Annotated in this window: 20 protein-coding genes and 1 pseudogene; 17 read left to right on the forward strand and 4 right to left on the reverse strand. The window is 58.6% G+C overall.

Annotated elements, in window-relative coordinates; genetic code table 11:
- Positions 1–25: 25 nt before the first annotated feature.
- The 10 genes from rseA to acpS all read left to right on the forward strand — a co-directional run bounded on the left by rseA (position 26) and on the right by acpS (position 8,787).
- The gene (rseA, locus tag HMPREF1024_RS05180) at positions 26–676 is read left to right on the forward strand and encodes an anti-sigma-E factor RseA (protein ID WP_002914072.1); all 651 of its coding nucleotides are present in this window, start codon (positions 26–28) and stop codon (positions 674–676) included.
- Positions 676–1,632, forward strand: a complete 957-nt coding sequence (gene rseB / locus HMPREF1024_RS05175; protein WP_002914070.1) for a sigma-E factor regulatory protein RseB — start codon at positions 676–678, stop codon at positions 1,630–1,632. The genes rseA and rseB overlap by 1 nt, the downstream gene beginning before the upstream one ends.
- Complete coding sequence (rseC, locus tag HMPREF1024_RS05170; protein ID WP_004144354.1) at positions 1,629–2,108, forward strand: SoxR-reducing system protein RseC; 480 nt, start codon at positions 1,629–1,631, stop codon at positions 2,106–2,108. Before rseB ends, rseC begins: the two co-directional genes overlap by 4 nt.
- Positions 2,109–2,293: 185 nt before the next feature.
- Positions 2,294–4,093, forward strand: coding sequence for a translation elongation factor 4 (gene lepA / locus HMPREF1024_RS05165; RefSeq protein WP_002914069.1), 1,800 nt, complete (start codon positions 2,294–2,296; stop codon positions 4,091–4,093).
- Positions 4,094–4,108: 15 nt separating this feature from the next.
- Positions 4,109–5,083, forward strand: coding sequence for a signal peptidase I (gene lepB / locus HMPREF1024_RS05160; RefSeq protein ID WP_002914067.1), 975 nt, complete (start codon positions 4,109–4,111; stop codon positions 5,081–5,083).
- Between the two features lie 249 nt (positions 5,084–5,332).
- The gene (gene rnc, locus HMPREF1024_RS05155; protein ID WP_002914065.1) at positions 5,333–6,013 is read left to right on the forward strand and encodes a ribonuclease III; all 681 of its coding nucleotides are present in this window, start codon (positions 5,333–5,335) and stop codon (positions 6,011–6,013) included.
- On the forward strand, positions 6,010–6,915 hold the full coding sequence (gene era / locus HMPREF1024_RS05150) for a GTPase Era (RefSeq protein WP_009309477.1): 906 nt from the start codon (positions 6,010–6,012) through the stop codon (positions 6,913–6,915). The genes rnc and era overlap by 4 nt, the downstream gene beginning before the upstream one ends.
- An 11-nt stretch (positions 6,916–6,926) precedes the next feature.
- A complete protein-coding gene (gene recO / locus HMPREF1024_RS05145) occupies positions 6,927–7,664 on the forward strand; it encodes a DNA repair protein RecO (RefSeq protein ID WP_002914062.1) in 738 nt (245 codons plus the stop codon).
- 11 nt (positions 7,665–7,675) lie between these two features.
- A complete protein-coding gene (gene pdxJ / locus HMPREF1024_RS05140; protein WP_004180923.1) occupies positions 7,676–8,407 on the forward strand; it encodes a pyridoxine 5'-phosphate synthase in 732 nt (243 codons plus the stop codon).
- A complete protein-coding gene (acpS, locus tag HMPREF1024_RS05135) occupies positions 8,407–8,787 on the forward strand; it encodes a holo-ACP synthase (protein WP_004144351.1) in 381 nt (126 codons plus the stop codon). The genes pdxJ and acpS overlap by 1 nt, the downstream gene beginning before the upstream one ends.
- A 12-nt stretch (positions 8,788–8,799) precedes the next feature.
- On the opposite strand, the gene HMPREF1024_RS05130 is transcribed toward acpS, so the two are convergent.
- Positions 8,800–9,060: a YfhL family 4Fe-4S dicluster ferredoxin gene (locus HMPREF1024_RS05130; protein WP_004144350.1), complete on the reverse strand. Its 261-nt coding sequence runs from the start codon at positions 9,058–9,060 to the stop codon at positions 8,800–8,802.
- Positions 9,061–9,116: 56 nt separating this feature from the next.
- Complete coding sequence (locus tag HMPREF1024_RS05125) at positions 9,117–9,965, reverse strand: MurR/RpiR family transcriptional regulator (RefSeq protein WP_004144349.1); 849 nt, start codon at positions 9,963–9,965, stop codon at positions 9,117–9,119.
- Positions 9,966–10,178: 213 nt separating this feature from the next.
- On the opposite strand from HMPREF1024_RS05125, the gene yfhb reads away from it, so the two are divergent.
- Both yfhb and tadA read left to right on the forward strand, forming a co-directional pair.
- A complete protein-coding gene (yfhb, locus tag HMPREF1024_RS05120; RefSeq protein ID WP_004180922.1) occupies positions 10,179–10,814 on the forward strand; it encodes a phosphatidylglycerophosphatase C in 636 nt (211 codons plus the stop codon).
- A 62-nt stretch (positions 10,815–10,876) separates the two neighbouring features.
- On the forward strand, positions 10,877–11,386 hold the full coding sequence (tadA, locus tag HMPREF1024_RS05115) for a tRNA adenosine(34) deaminase TadA (RefSeq protein ID WP_004180920.1): 510 nt from the start codon (positions 10,877–10,879) through the stop codon (positions 11,384–11,386).
- Here tadA and mltF read toward each other — a convergent pair.
- Positions 11,383–13,000: pseudogene (gene mltF, locus HMPREF1024_RS05110) on the reverse strand (membrane-bound lytic murein transglycosylase MltF). The gene tadA and the pseudogene mltF overlap by 4 nt on opposite strands.
- Positions 13,001–13,177: 177 nt before the next feature.
- Between mltF and purL the strand changes: the two are divergent.
- The 5 genes from purL to glnB all read left to right on the forward strand — a co-directional run bounded on the left by purL (position 13,178) and on the right by glnB (position 21,521).
- The gene (purL, locus tag HMPREF1024_RS05105) at positions 13,178–17,065 is read left to right on the forward strand and encodes a phosphoribosylformylglycinamidine synthase (protein ID WP_032444728.1); all 3,888 of its coding nucleotides are present in this window, start codon (positions 13,178–13,180) and stop codon (positions 17,063–17,065) included.
- A 590-nt stretch (positions 17,066–17,655) separates the two neighbouring features.
- On the forward strand, positions 17,656–19,077 hold the full coding sequence (locus HMPREF1024_RS05100) for a HAMP domain-containing sensor histidine kinase (RefSeq protein WP_009309480.1): 1,422 nt from the start codon (positions 17,656–17,658) through the stop codon (positions 19,075–19,077).
- Positions 19,078–19,106: 29 nt separating this feature from the next.
- Positions 19,107–19,793 carry a two-component system QseEF-associated lipoprotein QseG gene (qseG, locus tag HMPREF1024_RS05095; protein ID WP_002914033.1) on the forward strand — a complete coding sequence of 229 codons (687 nt, stop codon included), beginning with the start codon at positions 19,107–19,109 and terminating at the stop codon, positions 19,791–19,793.
- Positions 19,780–21,117 carry a two-component system response regulator GlrR gene (gene glrR / locus HMPREF1024_RS05090; RefSeq protein WP_004149357.1) on the forward strand — a complete coding sequence of 446 codons (1,338 nt, stop codon included), beginning with the start codon at positions 19,780–19,782 and terminating at the stop codon, positions 21,115–21,117. The genes qseG and glrR overlap by 14 nt, the downstream gene beginning before the upstream one ends.
- 65 nt (positions 21,118–21,182) lie before the next feature.
- Complete coding sequence (gene glnB / locus HMPREF1024_RS05085; protein ID WP_002914032.1) at positions 21,183–21,521, forward strand: nitrogen regulatory protein P-II; 339 nt, start codon at positions 21,183–21,185, stop codon at positions 21,519–21,521.
- A 74-nt stretch (positions 21,522–21,595) separates the two neighbouring features.
- Here the strand turns inward: glnB and hmpA are convergent, their stop codons facing one another.
- On the reverse strand, positions 21,596–22,786 hold the full coding sequence (hmpA, locus tag HMPREF1024_RS05080) for an NO-inducible flavohemoprotein (protein ID WP_004185137.1): 1,191 nt from the start codon (positions 22,784–22,786) through the stop codon (positions 21,596–21,598).
- Positions 22,787–22,932 lie beyond the last annotated feature (146 nt).

A 22,932-nucleotide genomic window follows, 5' to 3' on the forward strand; every position in this document is an offset into this window, starting at 1 on the left:
GGAATACTGGAAAAGGGTATCAGGCATGCAGAAAGAAAAACTTTCGGCTTTAATGGATGGTGAAACGCTGGATAACGAACTGCTCAACGAGCTGAGTCGTTCTTCTGAGATGCAAAAAACCTGGGAGAGTTATCACCTTATCCGCGATACGCTGCGTGGCGATACCGCTGAGGTGCTGCAATTTGATATCTCCGCCCGGGTGATGGCCGCCATTGAAAATGAGCCCGTTCGTCAGACGGCTCCGCTTATTCCTGAATCTCAGCCCGCACCGCATCAGTGGCGGCAGATGCCGTTCTGGAACAAGGTGCGTCCGTGGGCCAGCTCCCTGACTCAAATGGGCGTTGCCGCCTGTGTATCGCTTGCGGTTATCGTCGGCGTCCAGCACTATAATGGTCAGTCTGATTCCGCTCAGCAGCCAGAAGCGCCGGTGTTCAATACGCTGCCCATGATGGGTAAAGCAAGCCCGGTAAGTCTTGGCGTGCCGGCTGACGCGTCAGCGGGAAGCGGCCAGCAGGCGCAGGTCCAGGAACAGCGCCGCCGAATTAACGCCATGCTGCAGGACTACGAACTGCAGCGCCGCCTGCACGCTGAGCAGCTTCAGTTTGGCCAGGCCCAGACTCAGCAGGCCGCAGTCCAGGTACCGGGCTATCAAACTTTAGGAACGCAATCGCAGTAATGAAGCAACTTTGGTGTGCCATGTCGCTCATGGCAGGCAGCCTGTTGTTCTCTGTCAACGCCTCGGCTGATACATCGTCCGGGGCGTTGTTGCAGCAGATGAACCTGGCCAGCCAGTCTCTCAATTATGAGCTGTCTTTTGTTAGCATCAGCAAACAAGGCGTTGAGTCGCTGCGCTATCGTCACGCGCGACTGAACAACCAACCGCTGGCGCAGTTGCTGCAGCTGGACGGTCCGCGCCGGGAGGTGGTCCTGCGCGGCACGGAAATCAGCTATTTTGAACCCGGTCTCGATCCGTTCACCCTGAACGGCGACTATATCGTCGATTCGCTGCCATCGCTGGTATATAGCGATTTCAAACGCCTCTCCGCGGCGTATGATTTTATTTCCGTGGGCCGTACCCGTATCGCTGACCGCCTCTGCGACGTGATCCGCGTCGTGGCTCGCGACGGCACGCGCTACAGCTTTATCGCCTGGCTGGATGCTGAAACTAAGCTGCCGCTGCGCGTCGATTTGCTCGACCGCGACGGGGAAACGCTGGAGCAGTTCCGGGTTGTCTCCTTCAATGTTGGCGATAACGTCAGCGCCAGCATGGAGACGCTGGCAAAAGCGAATTTGCCGCCGCAGCTGTCGGTGCCTGAAGGAGGCGACAAAGCCAACTTCAACTGGGCGCCGACGTGGCTCCCGCAGGGCGTGACTGAGGTTTCCAGCAGCCAGCGCCGTCTTCCCACCTTTGACGGTCCGGTAGAATCACGTCTCTATTCCGACGGCTTGTTCAGCTTCTCGATCAATATCAACCGCGCCACGGCGGCCAGCAGCGACCAGCTGTTGCGCACCGGCCGACGCACCGTCAGCACGACGGTGCGCGATAACGCGGAGATAACCGTAGTGGGCGAGCTGCCGCCGCAGACGGCGAAGCGTATCTCTGACAGTATTAAATTCAAGGCAGTACAATGATTAAAGAGTGGGCCACCGTGGTTTCCTGGCATAACGGCGTGGCGCAGGTGCACTGCGACGTTAAAGCCTCCTGCAGCAGCTGCGCCTCCCGTGCCGGCTGTGGTAGCCGGGTGCTAAACAAGCTGGGGCCGCAGACCAGCCATACCATTAGCGTGCCCTGCGAGCAGCCGTTGGCCGCGGGGCAAAAAGTGGAGCTGGGGATCGCTGAAAGCAGCCTGCTGGGCTCAGCGATGCTGGTGTATATGGCGCCGCTGGCGGGGCTGTTTGTAATGGCGTCTATTTTTCAGGTGCTGTTTGCCAGCGATATTGCGTCACTTTGCGGCGCGCTGCTGGGCGGCGTCGGCGGCTTCCTGGTGGCGCGCGGTCTGTCGCCGCGACTGGCTGCACGCCAGTCCTGGCAGCCGGTGATTTTGAACGTCGCACTGCCGCCGGATCTGCTGCGTGTTGATACGCCTTCCTCCGACATGGGCCAGTAATTTCACTGGCCCTTATCTTTATTTACCTTTCCTGTTACAACGCCACAATTTCTGCGGGTATGCTGGATCTAACAGCATTTCCTGGTTTCGCGGATGTAGTGTAGAATGCGGCGTTTTCGGATTAAAAAACGTCAGGCACAGTACAGCGGCCTCATGATACTCGTAAGGCATAATTAACTCTAAATATGAAGAATATACGTAACTTTTCGATCATCGCTCACATCGACCACGGTAAGTCGACGCTGTCTGACCGTATCATCCAGATTTGCGGTGGCCTTTCTGATCGTGAAATGGAAGCCCAGGTTCTGGACTCCATGGATCTTGAGCGCGAACGCGGGATCACCATCAAGGCGCAGAGCGTCACCCTGGACTATAAGGCCAGCGACGGTGAGACCTACCAGCTGAACTTTATCGACACCCCGGGCCACGTAGACTTCTCTTATGAAGTTTCCCGTTCTCTTGCCGCGTGCGAAGGCGCGCTGCTGGTGGTAGACGCCGGGCAGGGGGTAGAAGCCCAGACCCTGGCCAACTGCTACACCGCCATGGAGATGGATCTCGAAGTGGTTCCGGTACTCAACAAGATCGACCTGCCTGCGGCCGACCCTGAGCGCGTAGCGGACGAGATTGAAGATATCGTCGGGATCGACGCCCACGACGCGGTGCGCTGCTCAGCGAAAACCGGCGTCGGCGTGACCGACGTGCTGGAGCGTCTGGTGCGCGATATCCCGCCGCCGGAAGGCGATCCGGACGCGCCGCTGCAGGCGCTGATTATCGACTCCTGGTTCGATAACTACCTCGGCGTGGTGTCGCTGGTGCGGATTAAAAACGGCACCATGCGTAAGGGCGACAAGATCAAGGTCATGAGCACCGGCCAGGTGTATAACGCTGATCGTCTGGGCATCTTCACCCCGAAACAGGTTGACCGTACCGAGCTGAAATGCGGCGAGGTAGGCTGGCTGGTCTGCGCGATCAAAGACATCCTCGGCGCGCCGGTGGGCGATACCCTGACCGCCGCCCGCAACCCGGCAGACAAAGCGCTGCCTGGCTTTAAGAAGGTGAAACCGCAGGTGTATGCCGGCCTGTTCCCGGTGAGCTCCGATGATTATGAAGCTTTCCGCGACGCGCTGGGCAAACTGAGCCTTAACGATGCCTCTCTGTTCTACGAGCCGGAAAGCTCTACCGCGCTGGGCTTCGGCTTCCGCTGCGGCTTCCTCGGCCTGCTGCACATGGAGATCATTCAGGAGCGTCTGGAGCGTGAATACGATCTCGACCTGATCACCACCGCGCCGACGGTAGTCTACGAAGTAGAGACCACCTCCAAAGAAGTTATCTACGTCGACAGCCCGTCCAAGCTGCCGCCGCTGAATAATATTCAGGAGCTGCGCGAGCCGATCGCCGAGTGTCACATGCTGCTGCCGCAGGAGTTCCTCGGCAACGTGATTACCTTGTGTGTCGAGAAGCGTGGGGTGCAGACCAACATGGTTTACCACGGTAAACAGGTGGCGCTGACCTATGAAATTCCGATGGCGGAAGTGGTTCTCGACTTCTTTGACCGCCTGAAGTCCACCTCCCGCGGCTATGCGTCGCTGGACTACAACTTCAAACGCTTCCAGGCGTCGAACATGGTACGCGTCGATGTGCTGATCAACGGTGAGCGCGTCGATGCGCTGGCGCTGATCACCCACAACGATAACGCGCCGTATCGCGGCCGCGAGCTGGTGGAAAAGATGAAAGATCTGATTCCGCGTCAGCAGTTCGATATCGCGATTCAGGCGGCCATCGGTAACCACATTATCGCGCGCTCTACGGTGAAACAGCTGCGTAAAAACGTCCTGGCGAAATGCTACGGCGGCGACGTCAGCCGTAAGAAAAAGCTGCTGCAGAAGCAGAAAGAAGGTAAGAAGCGTATGAAGCAGGTCGGTAACGTTGAGCTGCCGCAGGAAGCGTTCCTCGCCATTCTGCACGTTGGTAAAGACGGCAAATAACCCTAAGGAGTTGGCATGGCGAACATGTTTGCCCTGATCCTGGTGATTGCAACCCTGGTGACGGGCGTTTTATGGTGCCTGGACAAGTTCATTTTTGCACCGAAACGTCGTGAACGTCAGGCCGCTGCTCAGGCAGCGACCGGCGAGCAACTGGACAAGAAGACGCTGAAGAAAGTCGGCCCGAAACCGGGCTGGCTGGAAACCGGCGCATCGGTTTTCCCGGTGCTGGCGATCGTTCTGGTGGTACGTTCATTTATTTATGAGCCTTTCCAGATCCCTTCAGGTTCGATGATGCCAACGCTGCTCATCGGCGATTTTATTCTGGTGGAGAAATTTGCCTACGGCATTAAAGATCCTATCTACCAGAAAACGCTGATCGAGACCGGCCATCCGAAGCGCGGCGACATCGTGGTGTTTAAATATCCGGAAGACCCGCGTCTGGACTACATTAAGCGCGCGGTGGGGTTACCGGGTGATAAGGTCACCTACGATCCGGTTGCCAAACAGGTCACTATTCAGCCGGGCTGCAGTTCCGGACAGGCCTGCGGCAACGCGCTGCCGGTGACCTATTCCAACGTGGAGCCGAGCGATTTTGTTCAGACCTTCTCCCGCAGCAACGGCGGCGAAGCGAGCAGCGGTTTCTGGCAGTTGCCGAAGGGCGAAACCAAAGCCGACGGCATTCGTCTTACCGAGCGTCAGGAGACATTGGGCGACGTGACGCACCGAATTCTGATGGTGCCGATTGCCCAGGATCAGGTTGGGATGTACTACCATCAGTCCGGTCTGCCGCTGGCCACCTGGATTGTGCCGCCCGGTCAGTACTTCATGATGGGCGACAACCGGGATAACAGCGCCGACAGCCGGTACTGGGGCTTTGTGCCGGAAGCCAACCTGGTCGGAAAAGCAACCGCTATCTGGATGAGTTTTGAAAAGCAGGAAGGTGAATGGCCGACCGGCGTGCGGTTATCGCGCATTGGTGGAATTCATTAATTTCCTCTGCTGAATTCACGTCGCTGCTGTTATCGCAGCGGCGTGAATTATTTAGTATTTAAATCCATTCAAACTAACGACATCCCGTGTCGTTGCGTATAGAATATCCCCCCGAAGTTTTTGGTTGTCGCTCTGCCGGGTGACACTGCACACGAAAGCGTATTGGTCTGTTTCAAATTACTGTTTGAAGCGAATGCTCAGGTCGGTTTCGTGTGCTGCATCTTTGACGCATTCATTTATTGGTAACGCATGAACCCCATCGTAATTAATCGGCTTCAACGAAAGCTGGGCTACACTTTTCATCATCAGGAGCTGTTGCAACAGGCATTAACTCACCGCAGTGCCAGCAGCAAACATAATGAGCGCCTGGAATTTTTAGGTGACTCCATTTTAAGTTTCGTGATCGCGAATGCGCTGTATCATCGCTTTCCTCGTGTCGATGAAGGCGATATGAGCCGTATGCGCGCGACGCTGGTGCGCGGCAACACGCTGGCGGAGATCGCCCGCGAGTTTGAGCTGGGCGAGTGTCTGCGCCTCGGGCCGGGAGAGCTGAAAAGCGGCGGTTTCCGTCGCGAATCGATTCTCGCGGATACCGTTGAAGCGTTAATTGGCGGGGTTTTTCTCGACAGCGATATTCAGAACGTTGAACGCTTAATCCTCTCCTGGTACCAGACCCGTCTGGACGAAATCAGTCCGGGCGATAAGCAAAAGGATCCGAAGACGCGTCTGCAGGAGTATCTGCAGGGACGTCATCTGCCGCTGCCGTCTTACCTGGTGGTCCAGGTTCGCGGCGAAGCGCACGATCAGGAATTTACTATCCACTGCCAGGTCAGTGGCCTGAGTGAACCGGTGGTTGGCACAGGTTCCAGCCGTCGCAAGGCGGAGCAGGCTGCCGCCGAACAGGCGCTGAAAAAGCTGGAGCTGGAATGAGCGAAGAAAAAAGTTATTGTGGGTTTGTCGCCATCGTGGGTCGTCCAAACGTTGGCAAATCCACGCTGTTGAACAAGCTGCTTGGGCAGAAGATCTCGATCACCTCCCGTAAAGCGCAGACCACCCGTCACCGCATCGTCGGTATCCATACCGAAGGGCCGTATCAGGCGATTTACGTTGATACTCCGGGCCTGCATATGGAAGAGAAGCGTGCCATTAACCGCTTAATGAACAAAGCGGCCAGCAGTTCGATTGGCGACGTGGAACTGGTCATCTTCGTGGTGGAAGGCACTCGCTGGACGCAGGACGACGAGATGGTGCTCAACAAGCTGCGCGACGCGAAAGCGCCGGTGATCCTCGCGGTCAACAAGGTGGATAACGTGCAGGAAAAAGCGGATCTGTTACCGCACCTGCAGTTCCTCGCCAGCCAGATGAATTTCCTCGATATCGTACCGATCTCAGCGGAAACCGGCACCAACGTTGATACCATTGCGGCGATCGTGCGTAAGCATCTGCCGGAAGCGATCCATAACTTCCCGGAGGATTATATTACCGATCGCTCACAACGCTTTATGGCCTCCGAAATCATCCGTGAAAAACTGATGCGTTTCCTCGGCGCTGAGCTGCCGTACTCCGTCACCGTGGAAATCGAACGTTTCGTCAGCAACGAGCGCGGCGGTTACGATATCAACGGCCTGATCCTCGTCGAGCGCGAAGGGCAGAAAAAGATGGTGATTGGCAACAAAGGCGCCAAAATTAAAACCATCGGTATCGAAGCGCGTAAGGACATGCAGGAGATGTTTGAAGCGCCGGTGCACCTCGAGCTGTGGGTGAAAGTGAAATCCGGCTGGGCCGATGACGAGCGCGCCCTGCGCAGTCTCGGTTACGTTGACGACCTCTGAGTTAACGCAACGTGGATGGATGGCAGCGCGCCTTTGTCCTGCATAGCCGTCCGTGGAGCGAAACCAGCCTGATGCTGGACGTCTTCACGGAAGAATCCGGTCGTGTGCGCCTGGTTGCCAAGGGCGCACGCTCCAAACGCTCTAATCTCAAAGGCGCTTTACAGCCCTTTACCCCCTTGTTGGTTCGCTTCGGCGGGCGCGGCGAAGTCAAAACCCTGCGCAGCGCGGAAGCCGTTTCGCTGGCGCTGCCGCTCAGCGGCATCACCCTCTACAGCGGTCTCTACGTTAACGAGCTTATCTCCCGCGTGCTGGAGCACGAAACACGTTTCTCCGAACTCTTTTTCGACTACCTGCACTGCATTCAGGCGCTCGCCGGGGCCAGCGGTTCGCCGGAACCCGCGCTGCGGCGCTTTGAGCTGGCGCTGCTCGGGCACCTGGGCTATGGCGTGGATTTTCTCCACTGCGCCGGGAGCGGCGAGCCGGTAGACGACACCATGACCTACCGCTATCGTGAAGAAAAAGGCTTTATTGCCAGCCTGGTGATTGATAACAACACGTTTACCGGGCACCATTTGAAAGCATTGGCGAGTCGCGAGTTTCCTGATGTTGATACGCTGCGCGCCGCGAAGCGCTTTACCCGTATCGCCCTGAAGCCCTATCTCGGCGGCAAACCGCTCAAGAGCCGGGAGTTGTTTCGCCAGTTTATGCCCGCGCGAAAGGCGCGAGCCGATAATACGAATAATGATTAACGAGGATTGTCATGGCTGAATTATTGTTAGGGGTCAATATTGACCATATCGCGACCTTGCGTAACGCCCGCGGCACCGCTTACCCGGATCCGGTTCAGGCGGCTTTCATTGCCGAACAGGCCGGCGCCGACGGCATTACCGTGCATCTGCGCGAAGACCGTCGCCATATCACCGATCGCGATGTGCGTATCCTGCGCCAGACGCTGCACACCCGCATGAATCTTGAAATGGCGGTCACTGAAGAGATGCTGACGATCGCCTGCGAAACCAAACCGCACTTCTGCTGCCTGGTGCCGGAGAAGCGTCAGGAAGTGACCACCGAAGGCGGGCTGGACGTCGCCGGCCAGCGCGACAAGATGCGCGATGCCTGTCAACGCCTGGCGGATGCCGGCATCCTGGTCTCCCTGTTTATCGATGCGGATGAAGCGCAGATCAAAGCGGCGGCGGACGTTGGCGCGCCCTATATCGAAATCCACACCGGCTGCTATGCCGATGCCAAAACCGACGCCGAGCAGGCCAGGGAGCTGGAACGTATTGCCAAAGCGGCCACCTACGCCGCCAGCCTCGGGCTGAAGGTGAATGCCGGCCACGGTCTGACCTACCACAACGTGAAAGCGATTGCTGCGCTGCCGGAAATGCATGAGCTGAATATCGGTCACGCGATTATTGGCCGTGCGGTGATGAGCGGCCTGAAAGAGGCGGTGGCGGAAATGAAGCGTCTGATGCTGGAAGCGCGCGGCTAATGGCCATTCTCGGGTTGGGTACCGACATCGTCGAGATCGCCCGCATCGAAGCGGTGATCGCCCGCAGCGGCGATCGCCTTGCCCGCCGGGTGCTGAGCGACCATGAATGGAGCATCTGGGAGCAGCACCAGCAGCCGGTGCGTTTCCTGGCGAAACGCTTTGCGGTCAAGGAAGCGGCGGCGAAAGCGCTGGGAACCGGGATCCGTAACGGGCTGGCGTTTAACCAGTTCGAGGTTTACAACGACGAGCTGGGCAAGCCGAAGCTGCGGCTATGGGGTGAAGCAAACCTTTTAGCTGAACGCATGGGAGTAAGCGCTATTCACGTTACTCTCGCTGATGAACGCCACTACGCCTGCGCCACGGTGATTGTCGAAAGCTAGCCAGGAGGGCGGTTAAATTTTATCCGCGTGGTGCATCAGCACGAATTTATCCCACAGCTGTTCTTCACTCTCGACGTGTGCCGGATCTTTCAGGATCGTATTCGGGATCGGGCACACTTTCTGGCAGGTTGGCGTGTCGTAATGACCCACGCACTCGGTGCAGCGGTCGCTGTTAATCTCATAAATGCTGTCACCCATCGAAATGGCCTCATTCGGGCACTCCGGCTCGCACATATCGCAGTTGATGCATTTTTTGGTAATTAACAGCGCCATCAGGAAAGTCTCAGAAACAACACAAACAGGGCGGGCATTATACGCCCATTTTCTGCTCAGACCAGCTTTTTCACCAGCGCTTCGCTATGGCGAATGCGCTCCGGCGCCCGCTCCAGATCCTGCTGCACCAGCCCCATAAACAGCAGATCGGTGAGCATCATTTGCGCGCTGGTGGAGGAGATGGCCGCGCTGCGCGTCGCCTGTTCTTCGGCGATAGTATATAGGCAGTGGGTCGCCTGCTGTTGCAGGGCGTTCGGGCTAAACCCGGTGATCGCCAGGATCTTACAGCCGACGCGCAGCGCTTCACCGGCCGCCATATTGATCTCCCGGCGCTCGCCGGAGTAAGAGATCGCCAGCAGAAGATCGTCGCTGGACATGGCCTGCACCGTCGCCAGCAGGGCATGCATATCCTGCTCAGAAACAGCGTTGATGCCGATCTTCATCAGCTTCCAGCTAAAGTTACGCGCCACCAGGCCGGAGGCACCAATCCCGGTGACGATCACTCGCCGGGCGTTGCGCAGCAGCGTGACGGCTTCCCGTAGCGTCTCTTCAGTGTTGACGTCCAGCGAGGCATGCATGGCGGCGACATTGTCTTTAATGAGTTTCTCGCCGACCAGACGCAGCGGATCGTCACCGCGAATGTGGTTATGCACCGGGACGGAGTGCGGATCCGGGCTACTCGCCAGCGCTTCACTAAGGGCCAGCTTCAGCGCCGGAAAGCCTTTGAATCCCAGCTTCTGGGCAAATTTAACCACGCTGGACTGACTCACACCGGCTTCCGCTGCCAGCTGCTGCGAGCTGAGGTGCCGGGTCTCATCGGGCTGGCTCAGAATATAATCGGCCAACTTTTTGTCGCTCGCCGCCAGGGTGGGATAGCGCTGACGAATACGCGTTAAACAGTTCATTGGAGCTCCGCTGGAGCCGTCCGGCTCGTGACTGACAGAATTTTTATTCGATTATAAGGGGTATACTATGAATTAAAAATTCTTAAGCCACAATTTTTCCTTCGCCTGCTACTTTAATTCTTTCTTAACGGCAGGGGATGTTTTCCCTCGACATGGCGTCAGGCTGTTAAGCTTACCCTAACGAGAAGCGAGTTCTGAGATAAAGGAGGCAGTTTGCAGCACACTGAACGGAGAGTGGTGTTTTTCGATCTGGACGGAACCTTACACCAACAGGATATGTTCGGCAGTTTTCTGCGCTATCTGCTGCGCCATTTGCCGCTGAACCTGTTGCTGGTGGTGGCGATGGGGCCGGTGATCCTTGCCGGGCTGGCAGTGAGCGGACGGGCGGCGCGCTGGCCGATGAGCCTCCTGCTGTGGGCGACAACCTTTGGCCGCCGCGAGGCGGTGCTGAAGCGGCTGGAAGCGGAGTTTGTCGGCTGGTTTCGCCATCATGTGACGGCGTTTCCGGTAGTTCATGCGCGGCTTACCGCCTACCTGACCAGCACCGATGCCGACGTCTGGTTGATCACCGGCTCGCCGCAGTCGCTGGTGGAGCAGGTCTATCGCGATACCCTCTGGTTGCCGCGGGTGAATCTGATAGCCAGCCGCACCGCGCGCCGCTGGGGCGGCTGGGTATTGACCCTGCGCTGCCTGGGGCATGAAAAGGTGGTACAGCTGGAGAAAAAGATTGGCGCCCCGCTGCGGCTGTATAGCGGCTATAGCGATAGTGAGCAGGATAATCCATTGCTCGGCTTTTGCCAGCATCGCTGGCGGGTAACCCCTCAGGGAGAGCTTCAGCAGCTGGAGTAATAGTGTGTAATTGATAGCGCCCATGTATAATGCGCCCCGCTTTTTCTGCTGGAGTGGCCGCTGTGTCTGACCTCGAACTCAATGATGAATACTGGATGCGTCATGCCCTGACGCTGGCGAAACGCGCCTGGGAAGAGGGCGAGGTGCCGGTGGGCGCGGTGCTGGTGCATAACAATCAGGTCATTGGCGAGGGCTGGAACCGGCCGATAGGCCGTCACGACCCCACCGCCCATGCGGAGATTATGGCCTTACGCCAGGGCGGACTGGTGCTGCAAAACTACCGCCTGATCGACGCCACGCTGTACGTGACCCTCGAGCCCTGCGTCATGTGCGCGGGCGCGATGGTGCACAGCCGTATCGCCCGCCTGGTGTTTGGCGCCAGGGATGCCAAGACCGGCGCCGCCGGCTCGCTGATGGATGTTCTGCACCACCCGGGAATGAACCATCGGGTTGAGATTAGCGAAGGCGTGCTGGCAGAGTCCTGCTCTGCCATGCTGAGCGACTTCTTCCGCTGGCGGCGGGAAGAGAAAAAAGCGCTGAAGAAAGCCCGGGAGCAGACTGGGGAAAGTTAATACAGGTGGCCGGGGAGTTTCATCCGGGCATTATCCATCTGCTTATCGGCGCGAAACTTGAAAAAGGGCAGGGTGGTCTCCTGCGGCTGTTCGAGCTCATTGGGGAGCACGGCCGGGTAATCCTCCGCCAGGGCCAGCGTTTGCTGCTGCTGGCGCTCCTTCTCTGACAAATAGCCGACAAGGCTTATCTGATATTTGCGGATGTTTTCCACATAGGCGTAGGCCTCATGGCCGCGGGCATAGCCGTATTTTAGTTTGCTGTAATAGGGTTTCTGGCTCAGCAACGGTAAACGCAGCTTAACGTCCGCCCAGCTGTTAGGATTGCCTTTCTGTTTGCGGGTGAGCGCCATGGCGTCCAGCATATGGGCATAACCCATATTATAAGCGGCCAGCGCAAACCAGATGCGTTCATCTTTCGGGATCGAATCCGGCACTTTATCCATCATATCCTGCAGGTAGCGCATGCCGCCGTCGATACTCTGCGCCGCATCGGTGCGGTCGGTTAGACCCAGGCTTTGCGCCGTATTGCGTGTGAGCATCATCATACCGCGCACGCCGGTGGGGGAGGTGGCCTGCGGATCCCAGTGGGATTCCTGCCAGGCGATGGCGGCCAGCAGGCGCCAGTCAATCTCGCGGGCGTATTTTTCAAACAGCGGCTGCACCTCCGGAAGAATATTTTCCACCGCGCGCAGGAAGGTGCGGGTATCGACATAATCGAAATCGTTGCCGTGGCCGAGGTACTTCTCCTCGAGGCGCGCCAGGGTGCCGTCTTCATTGATGTTGTTGAAGAAATCAAGCATTGCCGCCGACAGCGAATTATCGTCGTCCCGGGCGCTAAACCAGGTGACCGGCTGTTCGTCGGTGATATCGAGGGCCACCGCCAGCTCCGGATGGACGCGCTGAAACAGGCTGACGGCCACCGAGTCAGCGATGGTGTAATCAAGTTTACCGTCAATCACCGCCTGCATCAGCGCCGTGGTACCGCGTTTTTCGTCCACGCGCCAGGCAAGAACCGGGTATTTCTCGGCTTTTAAGGTCTGCAGGTCGTTGATCGCCACGTGGCCCGGAGCGATAGTGAGCTGCTCGGCGGTCAGCGCCGCGAGGGTGCGTGGCCGGGTATTGCCGACGCGGTAGACCAGCTGTTGCGAAACGGAATAGTAGGTGGGGCCGGCCTGATAGTTTTTCACTCGCTCCTGGTTATAGACCAGTCCGGCGGCCAGCATATCGGCCTGACCGTCGTCGAGGTCGTCAAACAGCTGGCTGATGTTTTGCCGGACGGTTATCTTAAGCGTTACGCCAAGGTAGTCGGCAAACTGCTTCGCCAGTTCATAATCCAGACCGAACGCTTTATTGTTCATGGTGGCGAAGGTCATTGGCGAGTTGATAGTGCTGATGCGCAGCTCGCCGCGAGCGATAATGCCCGCCACCCGGTTCTCGGGTTTACCAGACCAGGGGATCGACGGCCACAGGGCCGCCGCCAGCAAAAGGGTGACAATGCCGATCAGCAGATAATTAATCTTTAATTTTTTCTAGAGAGTTAATCTTCTGCAGCTTCAGGTTCCTCAGCAGGCGATGTCCGGAAAAAACGCAAGGTTGTCGTCGAATGTGCGGCATTCTGCTTAATAATGCGCCAGTTGGCAACTTATTCGCGATGGTCGTCACATTTATTGATAAACAGCATCAATGATTTTATTTCTACGCAAACGGTTTCGTCGGGGCGCAGGATTCACTATAATGACGCCCGTTTCCCCCCCCCTGGCTCACCCTGAAAGCTTCGAAGACGAGAGACTTATGATGGAAATTTTGCGTGGTTCACCTGCACTGTCGGCATTCCGTATTAATAAACTGCTGGCACGATTTCAGGCGGCCAACCTTCCGGTAAGCGCCATATATGCCGAATATATTCATTTTGCCGATCTGAACGCCCCGCTGAGCGCTGACGATCGCGAGCGCCTGGCGCGACTGCTTCAGTATGGCCCGAGCTTAAGCAGCCATACCCCGACCGGTAAATTACTGCTCGTGACCCCTCGCCCTGGCACCATCTCTCCCTGGTCTTCTAAAGCTACCGATATCGCTCACAACTGCGGTCTGGCGCAGGTTGTGCGTCTTGAGCGCGGCGTGGCGTATTACGTTGAAGCCTCAACCCTGACCGAAGCGCAGTGGGCCGCGGTGGCGGCGGAGCTGCACGACCGCATGATGGAGAGCGTCTTCGACGCGCTGGAAGCGGGCGAAAAGCTGTTCGCTCACCATCAGCCGACGCCGGTGACCAGCGTTGACCTGCTGGGCGAAGGGCGTCAGGCGCTGATTGACGCCAACCTCCGTCTGGGTCTGGCGCTGGCCGACGACGAAATTGACTACCTGCAGGACGCGTTTACCCGCCTGGGACGCAACCCGAACGATATCGAGCTGTATATGTTCGCCCAGGCGAACTCAGAGCACTGTCGCCACAAGATTTTCAACGCCGACTGGATCATCGACGGCGAACAGCAGCCGAAGTCGCTGTTCAAAATGATCAAAAACACCTTTGAAAAAACGCCGGACTACGTGCTGTCGGCCTATAAAGATAATGCCGCGGTGATGGAAGGGTCTGAAGTCGGGCGCTATTTCGCCGACCATCAGACCGGGCGCTACGACTTCCATCAGGAGCCGGCGCACATTCTGATGAAGGTGGAAACCCATAACCACCCGACGGCCATCTCTCCATGGCCGGGCGCGGCAACCGGCTCCGGCGGCGAAATCCGCGATGAAGGCGCCACCGGCCGCGGCGCGAAGCCGAAAGCGGGCCTGGTGGGCTTCTCGGTTTCCAACCTGCGTATCCCGGGCTTCGAACAGCCGTGGGAAGAAGATTTCGGTAAACCGGATCGCATTGTCACCGCCCTGGACATCATGACCGAAGGCCCGCTGGGCGGCGCGGCGTTTAACAACGAATTTGGTCGTCCGGCGCTGAACGGCTACTTCCGCACCTATGAAGAGAAAGTCACCAGCCACAATGGCGAAGAGCTGCGTGGCTACCACAAACCGATCATGCTGGCCGGCGGTATCGGCAACATCCGCGGTGAGCACGTGCAGAAGGGCGAGATTACCGTTGGCGCGAAGCTGATCGTGCTGGGCGGCCCGGCGATGAACATCGGCCTCGGCGGCGGCGCAGCGTCTTCTATGGCCTCCGGCCAGTCCGATGCCGATCTCGATTTCGCCTCCGTACAGCGTGACAACCCGGAAATGGAGCGCCGCTGTCAGGAAGTGATCGACCGCTGCTGGCAGTTGGGCGACGCCAACCCGATCCTCTTTATCCACGACGTTGGCGCCGGCGGTCTCTCCAACGCTATGCCGGAGCTGGTGAGCGACGGCGGCCGCGGCGGTAAATTCCAGCTGCGCGATATTCTCAGCGATGAGCCAGGGATGAGTCCGCTGGAGATCTGGTGTAACGAATCGCAGGAACGTTATGTTCTGGCGGTCGCCCCGGAGCAGCTGCCGCTGTTCGACGAACTGTGCCGCCGCGAGCGCGCGCCTTATGCCGTTATCGGCGAAGCCACCGCTGAGCAGCATCTGAGCCTGAGCGACAGCCACTTTAACGATCAGCCGATCGACCTGCCGCTGGACGTCCTGCTCGGCAAAACGCCGAAAATGACCCGCGACGTGCAGACTCTGAAAGCTCAGGGTAGTGCACTGGATCGCCAACCGATTACCCTTGCCGATGCGGTTAACCGCGTTCTGCATCTGCCGACGGTGGCCGAGAAAACCTTCCTCGTCACCATCGGCGACCGCACCGTGACCGGTATGGTCGCCCGCGACCAGATGGTTGGCCCGTGGCAGATCCCGGTGGCCAACTGCGCGGTGACCACCGCCAGCCTCGACAGCTACTATGGCGAAGCGATGGCGATGGGCGAGCGCGCCCCGGTCGCCCTGCTGGACTTCGCGGCCTCTGGCCGTCTGGCGGTCGGCGAAGCGCTGACCAACATCGCCGCCACGCAGATTGGCGAGCTGAACCGCGTGAAGCTGTCGGCTAACTGGATGGCCGCCGCCGGCCACCCGGGTGAAGACGCTGGCCTGTATGAGGCGGTGAAAGCGGTGGGCGAAGAGCTGTGCCCGGCGCTGGGCCTGACCATTCCGGTCGGTAAAGACTCGATGTCGATGAAAACCCGCTGGCAGGAAGGCAGCGAGCAGCGCGAGATGACCTCTCCGCTGTCGCTGGTCATCTCTGCCTTCGCCCGTGTCGAAGATGTCCGTCATACCGTCACGCCGCAGCTTTCAACGGAAGATAACGCCCTGCTGCTGATCGACCTCGGTAAAGGGCACAACGCGCTGGGCGCGACGGCGCTGGCGCAGGTCTATCGCCAGCTCGGCGACAAGCCGGCTGACGTGCGCGATGTCGCGCAACTGAAAGGCTTCTGGAATGCGATGCAGGCCCTGGTGGCGCAGCGTAAACTGCTGGCCTACCACGACCGCTCCGACGGCGGTCTGCTGGTCACCCTGGCGGAAATGGCCTTTACCGGCCACTGCGGCGTGGAAGCGGATATCGCCGCGCTGGGCGACGACCATCTGGCCGCGCTGTTCAACGAAGAGCTGGGGGCGGTGATTCAGGTCCGCGCCGCAGACCGTGAGGCGGTGGAAGCCATTCTGGCGGTTAACGGCCTGGCGGACTGCGTGCATTACCTCGGTAAAGCGGTTGAGGGCGATCGCTTCGTGCTGACCGCCGGCGGTCAGACGGTGTTCAGCGAAAGCCGCACCACGCTGCGCATGTGGTGGGCGGAAACCACCTGGCAGATGCAGCGTCTGCGCGACAACCCGGCCTGCGCCGATCAGGAGCATGAGGCGAAAGCCAATGATGCCGATCCGGGCCTCAATGTGAAGCTCTCGTTTGATATTAACGACGACGTCGCCGCCCCGTACATTGCCACCGGCGCGCGGCCGAAAGTGGCCGTCCTGCGCGAGCAGGGGGTGAACTCCCACGTTGAAATGGCGGCCGCCTTCCATCGTGCCGGCTTTGACGCCATCGACGTGCATATGAGCGACCTGCTGGCCGGCCGGACCGGTCTGGGCGATTTCCATGCCCTGGTAGCCTGCGGCGGCTTCTCCTACGGCGACGTGCTGGGCGCGGGCGAGGGCTGGGCGAAGTCGATTCTGTTCAACGAGCGCGTGCGCGATGAGTTCGCGACCTTCTTCCATCGTCCGCAGACGCTGGCGCTCGGCGTGTGCAACGGCTGTCAGATGATGTCCAACCTGCGCGAGCTGATCCCGGGCAGCGACCTGTGGCCGCGCTTTGTGCGCAACCAGTCTGACCGCTTTGAAGCGCGCTTTAGCCTGGTGGAAGTGACGCAAAGCCCATCCCTGCTGCTGGAAGGCATGGTTGGCTCACGGATGCCGATTGCGGTCTCCCACGGCGAAGGTCAGGTGGAAGTGCGCGACAGCGCGCATCTGGCCCAGCTGGAGAGCAAAGGTCTGGTGGCGCTGCGCTTCGTGGATAACTTCGGCAAAGTGACCGAAACCTATCCGGCGAACCCGAACGGTTCCCCGAACGGTATCACCGCGGTGACCAGCGAAAGCGGGCGCGCGACCATCATGATGCCGCACCCGGAACGCGTCTTCCGCACCGTAAGCAACTCCTGGCACCCGGAGAACTGGGGCGAGGATAGCCCGTGGATGCGTATCTTCCGTAACGCGCGTAAACAGCTGGGTTAATCTTCCCGCCGCGCTTCACGCGAACGTATCAGCCCCCTGCCTGACAGGGGGCTTTTTTTTATCTGTGATGGTCGGCACGCCAGGGTGTCGGGAATTGCCGACAACTGCGATATTGCAGTGTCGTCAATAGGCGACACTTAAGTTATTGATTTAAATGATGAGTAATCGGTAGCCTATTTGGTGTCGCTAAATAGCGACAACGCGGGTGAAAAATAAACAGTGGTAGTTCGACTGTTCTTGCGGTTAATGTCATATATATCAGTATGTTAATAAAATGTTTTGAGAGCTGGCATAGTTCATGCATAATATTAACCAGTGGCTCATTCACCTTCTTATGTCAGCCCCTTCGGGACGCGCTACATAAACTTCGAATGACGCACAAACAGGTGCCTGCCGTCCAACTCCTGATAACAGCCTGGCTTTATCAGACATCGGGCGAAACGTCGAGTAAGGCACCGCCTCATTCCTGAACAAAGCCAGGCCTTGCGCCTGGCTTTGTTGTTTCTGCGGCGCAGCACTCAGCGGTAGCGCTTTTCTCCGGCGCGCTCCTCAGTTAGCATCGACCAGAGCTAATGATTGAGACAACATCCTTGAAGCAACTCTCTCTTTTCCCCCGTTCGCTGCGTCAGCTGGTGACGCTCTCTTTTGTGCTGATCCTGCTGCCATTGCTGGTGCTGGCCTGGCAGGCCTGGCAGAGCCTGAACGCCCTTAGCGCCCAGGCGGCGCATATTAACCGTACCACCCTGGTCGACGCCCGACGCAGCGAGGCGATGATCAATGCCGCACTGGAGATGGAGCGCAGCTATCGCCAGTACTGCGTGCTGGACGATCCGACGCTGGCGCGCGTCTATCAAAACCAGCGGCAGCGCTACAGCCAGATGCTGGACGCCCACGCCGGCGTGCTGCCGGACGAGAAGCTCTGGCAGGCGCTGCGTCAGGATGTCAGCGATCTGGCGCAGCTGCAGTGTAAAAATAGCGGACCCGATGCCCAGGCAGCCGCCAGACTGGAAGTTTTCGCCAGTAATAACAGCGATATGGTGCAGGCGACCCGGGCGGTCGTCTATTCTCGTGGCCAACAGCTGCAGCAGGAGATAGCCGAACGCGGCCAGTTTTTCGGCTGGCAGGCGCTGGTGCTGTTTCTGCTGAGCCTGGCGCTGGTGCTACTCTTCACCCGCATGATTATCGGCCCGGTGAAAGGCATCGAAAGAATGATCAATCAGCTGGGGGCAGGAAAGTCGCTGGACGACGCCGCATTGTTTACCGGCCCGCGCGAGCTGCGATCGGTGGGCAAGCGCATCATCTGGCTCAGCGAGCGCCTGGCGTGGCTGGAGTCGCAGCGGCATCAATTTCTTCGCCATCTGTCGCATGAGCTGAAAACCCCGTTGGCCAGTATGCGTGAAGGTACCGAGCTGTTGGCCGACCGGGTCGCGGGGCCCCTGACCCCTGAGCAGCAGGAGATTGTCGAGATCCTCGACAGCAGTAGCCGTAACCTGCAAAAGCTGATTGAACAGCTGCTGGACTATAACCGAAAACAGGCCGACGGCCCGGTGGCTCGCGAAGCGGTGGACCTGGTGGACCTGGTGGAAAACGTCGTGGCGGCGCACAGCCTGCCCGCGCGGGCTAAACTGATGCATACCGAACTGACGCTGCAGGCGCGGCGTTGCCTGGCAGAGCCTGCGCTATTGATAAGCGTAATGGATAATCTCTACTCCAATGCGGTGCACTATGGCGCTGAATCCGGTAACATCCGTATCCATAGCTACCGGCACGGAGAGCAGGTGCGTATTGATGTCGCCAACAGCGGCGAACCGATCCCGGCCGCGGAAAAAAACATGATATTCGAGCCTTTTTACCAGGGGAGTCACCAGCGTAAAGGGGCCGTTAAGGGCAGTGGACTGGGGTTGAGTATCGCCCGCGACTGCGTCCGGCAGATGCAAGGGGAGCTCAGCTTAGTTGATGCGCCCGCCGGGCAGGTCTGTTTTCGCATTACGCTTCCCTCAGCGCCGGAATAATCCAACTTATGAATCGATATCGGGGAACTATGTCCCAATTCCTGGCCTGGCGCCGTTCCCTCAGCGGATGGCTGCTTTCAGGCATTGCTTGTCTGACGCTGGCGGGGTGTTCCGCCGGCTTTTCACCGCATACCGCGGAAGGTACCGCCGCCCCCGGGCAGGCGCAGCATCAGGTGGCCGATTTTGTCGCGGTAGACTGCGCGGATATTTGGGCGCACAGCAGCGATGCCAGCGACAAAAATCCCCTCTACTGGCTGCGGGGCATTGACTGTGCCGATCGCCTCGCGCCGGCGCAGGCGCGGGCGGAGGCGAAACGCCATACCGACGACAGTTGGCAGGACGCGTTTCGTCGCGGCATCCTGCTTGCTGATGCTAAAATTACCCCTGAGGAGCGCCGCGACCTGGTGGCGCGTCTCGATACCTTCAGCCCGCAAATCGCCGTTCAGGTCCGCCCGCTGTATCAGCTCTGGCGCGACGGCCAGACCCGTCAGCTGCAGCTGGTGGAAGAGCGTGCCCGTTACGCTAAGCTTCAGCAGTCCAGCGATAGCGAACTGGAGACACTGCGTCAGCAGGAGCTGGCGCTGCGCGAGCAGCTGGAGCTTACCACCCGCAAGCTGGAGAACCTGACGGATATCGAACGCCAGCTCTCCAGCCGCAAGCCGGGCGGCAATTTCGGCAGCGAAAAAGTGCCGGAGGTGATCCATGACGATCCGTAAACCGGCGCGTTTACTGCTGGTGGATGACGATCCGGGACTGTTGAAGCTACTGGGCATGCGCCTGGTCAGCGAAGGCTACAGCGTGGTCACCGCCGAGAGCGGGCCGGAAGCGCTGCGCGTGCTGGGGCGTGAGAAAGTGGATCTGGTGATTAGCGATCTGCGGATGGATGAAATGGACGGCCTGCAGCTGTTTAGCGAGATCCAGAAGGGCCACCCCGGCATGCCGGTGATCATTCTCACCGCTCACGGTTCGATTCCCGACGCCGTGGCGGCTACCCAGCAGGGGGTGTTCAGCTTCCTGACCAAGCCGGTCGATAAAGATGCCTTATATAAAGCCATTGATGAGGCGCTGGAGCAGCGCTCGCCGGCCACCGACGAAGCCTGGCGCCAGGCGATTGTAACCCGCAGCCCGCTGATGCTGCGCCTGCTTGAGCAGGCCGGAATGGTGGCGCAATCGGATGTCAGCGTACTGATTAATGGCCAGAGCGGGACCGGGAAGGAGATCGTCGCCCAGGCGATCCACAACGCCAGCCCGCGTCATGATAAGCCGTTCGTGGCGATCAACTGCGGCGCGCTGCCGGAACAGCTGCTCGAATCCGAACTGTTTGGCCATGCGCGGGGCGCTTTTACCGGCGCGGTCAGTAACCGTGAAGGATTATTCCAGGCCGCTGAGGGTGGTACGCTGTTTCTCGACGAGATCGGTGATATGCCGGTTGCGTTGCAGGTGAAGCTGCTGCGCGTCCTGCAGGAGCGCAAGGTGCGCCCGCTGGGCAGCAACCGCGATATCGAAATCAACGTGCGGATTATCTCCGCCACCCACCGCGACCTGCCGAAGGCGATGGCCCGCGGCGAGTTTCGTGAAGACCTGTTCTACCGCCTCAACGTAGTGAACCTGAAAATACCGCCGCTCTCCGAACGCACGGAAGATATTCCGCTGTTGGCCAACCATCTGCTGCGTCAGTCCGCCGATCGCCATAAGCCGTTCGTGCGGGCATTTTCCAGCGATGCAATGAAGCGGCTGATGGCCGCCAAATGGCCGGGCAACGTGCGCCAGCTGGTGAACGTGATCGAGCAGTGCGTGGCCCTGACTTCGTCGCCAGTGATCGGCGACGCGCTGGTTGAGCAAGCGCTGGAGGGCGAGAACACGGCGCTGCCGACCTTCGTGGAGGCGCGCAATCAGTTTGAGCTGAACTACCTGCGCAAGCTGCTGCAAATTACCAAGGGCAACGTCACTCACGCCGCGCGGATGGCAGGGCGCAACCGCACCGAATTCTATAAGCTGCTGTCGCGCCATGAGCTCGACGCCAACGACTTTAAAGAGTAGCTCCGCACTATAGCGCAAGTTATGATACGGTAAGCAACCGGTTACGCGATTAAGACAGGAACCCCATGAAAAAGATTGATGCGATTATTAAACCTTTCAAACTGGATGACGTGCGTGAAGCGCTGGCCGAAGTCGGCATCACCGGGATGACGGTAACGGAAGTGAAAGGCTTTGGCCGCCAGAAAGGGCACACCGAACTGTACCGTGGTGCCGAGTATATGGTCGATTTTCTGCCGAAAGTAAAAATTGAAATTGTGGTGACCGACGATATCGTCGATACCTGTGTGGATACCATCATCCGTACCGCACAGACCGGTAAAATCGGCGACGGTAAAATCTTTGTCTTCGACGTGGCGCGGGTCATTCGTATTCGTACCGGCGAAGAAGACGACGCGGCGATTTAACGCTCGCCGCTCGCTGCAGTATTGCCGGGTGGCGCTGCGCTTACCCGGCCTACAGATCCCCGCGTCGTCGGGGCTTACAGCACCTTATGCGGGCCGAAGCATTCGTAATGAATGTTGTCTTTGTTGACCCCTAATTCGACCAGCTGCTTCGCTGCAAACTGCATAAACGCTACCGGGCCGCAGAGATAATACTGCATCTGCGGGTCGCGAATATTGTCCGCCACTGCTGCTAAATCCATCAAACCTTCGCTATCAAAACGTCCAGCCTGACGGTCGGCCTCAGTCGGGGTGCGATACCAGACGTGAGAGGTAAACGCCGGCAGCGCCGCGCCGAGCGCCTTCACTTCATCGGCAAAGGCGTGAACGTCGCCATTTTCCGCCGCATGGAACCAGTTCACCTGACCCTGATGACCGCTCTTCGCCAGCGCATCCAGCATCGCCAGCATCGGCGTTTGCCCGACGCCGCCAGAGAGCAGGGTGACCGGCGTCTGCGGCTTAACGTTAAGGAAGAAATCTCCCGCCGGGGCGGCCAGATAGACCACATCGCCTTCGCTGGCATGGTTATGCAGCCAGCTGGAAACCTGACCGCCTTCCTCGCGTTTAACCGCAATGCGGTAGCCTTTGCCGTCCGCTTTGCGGGTCAGGGAATACTGGCGGATTTCCTGATATTCGAAGCCTTCCGGTTTCAGCCAGATGGCCAGGTACTGGCCAGGCTGGTAATCGGCGACCGGCTGGCCATCAACCGGTTCGAGCTCAAAGCTGGTGATAAGCTGGCTGCGCGGGGTTTTCTTCACGATGCGAAACGCGCGGGTCCCTTCCCAGCCGCCGGTTTTACTGGCGTTTTGCTGATAGATCTCGGCTTCACGGCCGATAAAGACGTTCGCCAGCACGCCGTAGGCTTTACCCCAGGCATCGAGCACTTCCTGGCCCGGACTGAACATTTCATCGAGGGTCGCCAGCAGATGGCTGCCAACAATATTGTACTGCTCCGGTTTGATCTGGAAGCTGGTGTGTTTCTGGGCGATCTTTTCCACCGCCGGCAGCAGGGCAGGCAGGTTATCGATATTGCTGGCGTAGGCGGCAATAGCGTTGAATAACGCTTCACGCTGATCGCCGTTGCGCTGGTTGCTCATGTTGAAGATCTCTTTGAGCTCCGGATTATGCGCGAACATACGATCGTAGAAATGGGCGGTTAATTTCGGGCCGGTCTCTACCAGCAGGGGAATGGTGGCTTTTACCGTGGCGATGGTTTGAGCGTCAAGCATAGCGTGCTTCCTTATGTGTTATCTTAATGATGCATTTTAAATGCATCTTAAAGAAATAACCCTGCGTTGTAAATGGTTCTTTAACACATTCCCCCGATCCAGTTACAACATGAAGAATTTGCATCACAAACCTGAAAAGAAATCCG

The sequence above is a fragment of the Klebsiella sp. 4_1_44FAA genome (assembly GCF_000238715.1).
GTDB lineage: Bacteria > Pseudomonadota > Gammaproteobacteria > Enterobacterales > Enterobacteriaceae > Klebsiella > Klebsiella pneumoniae.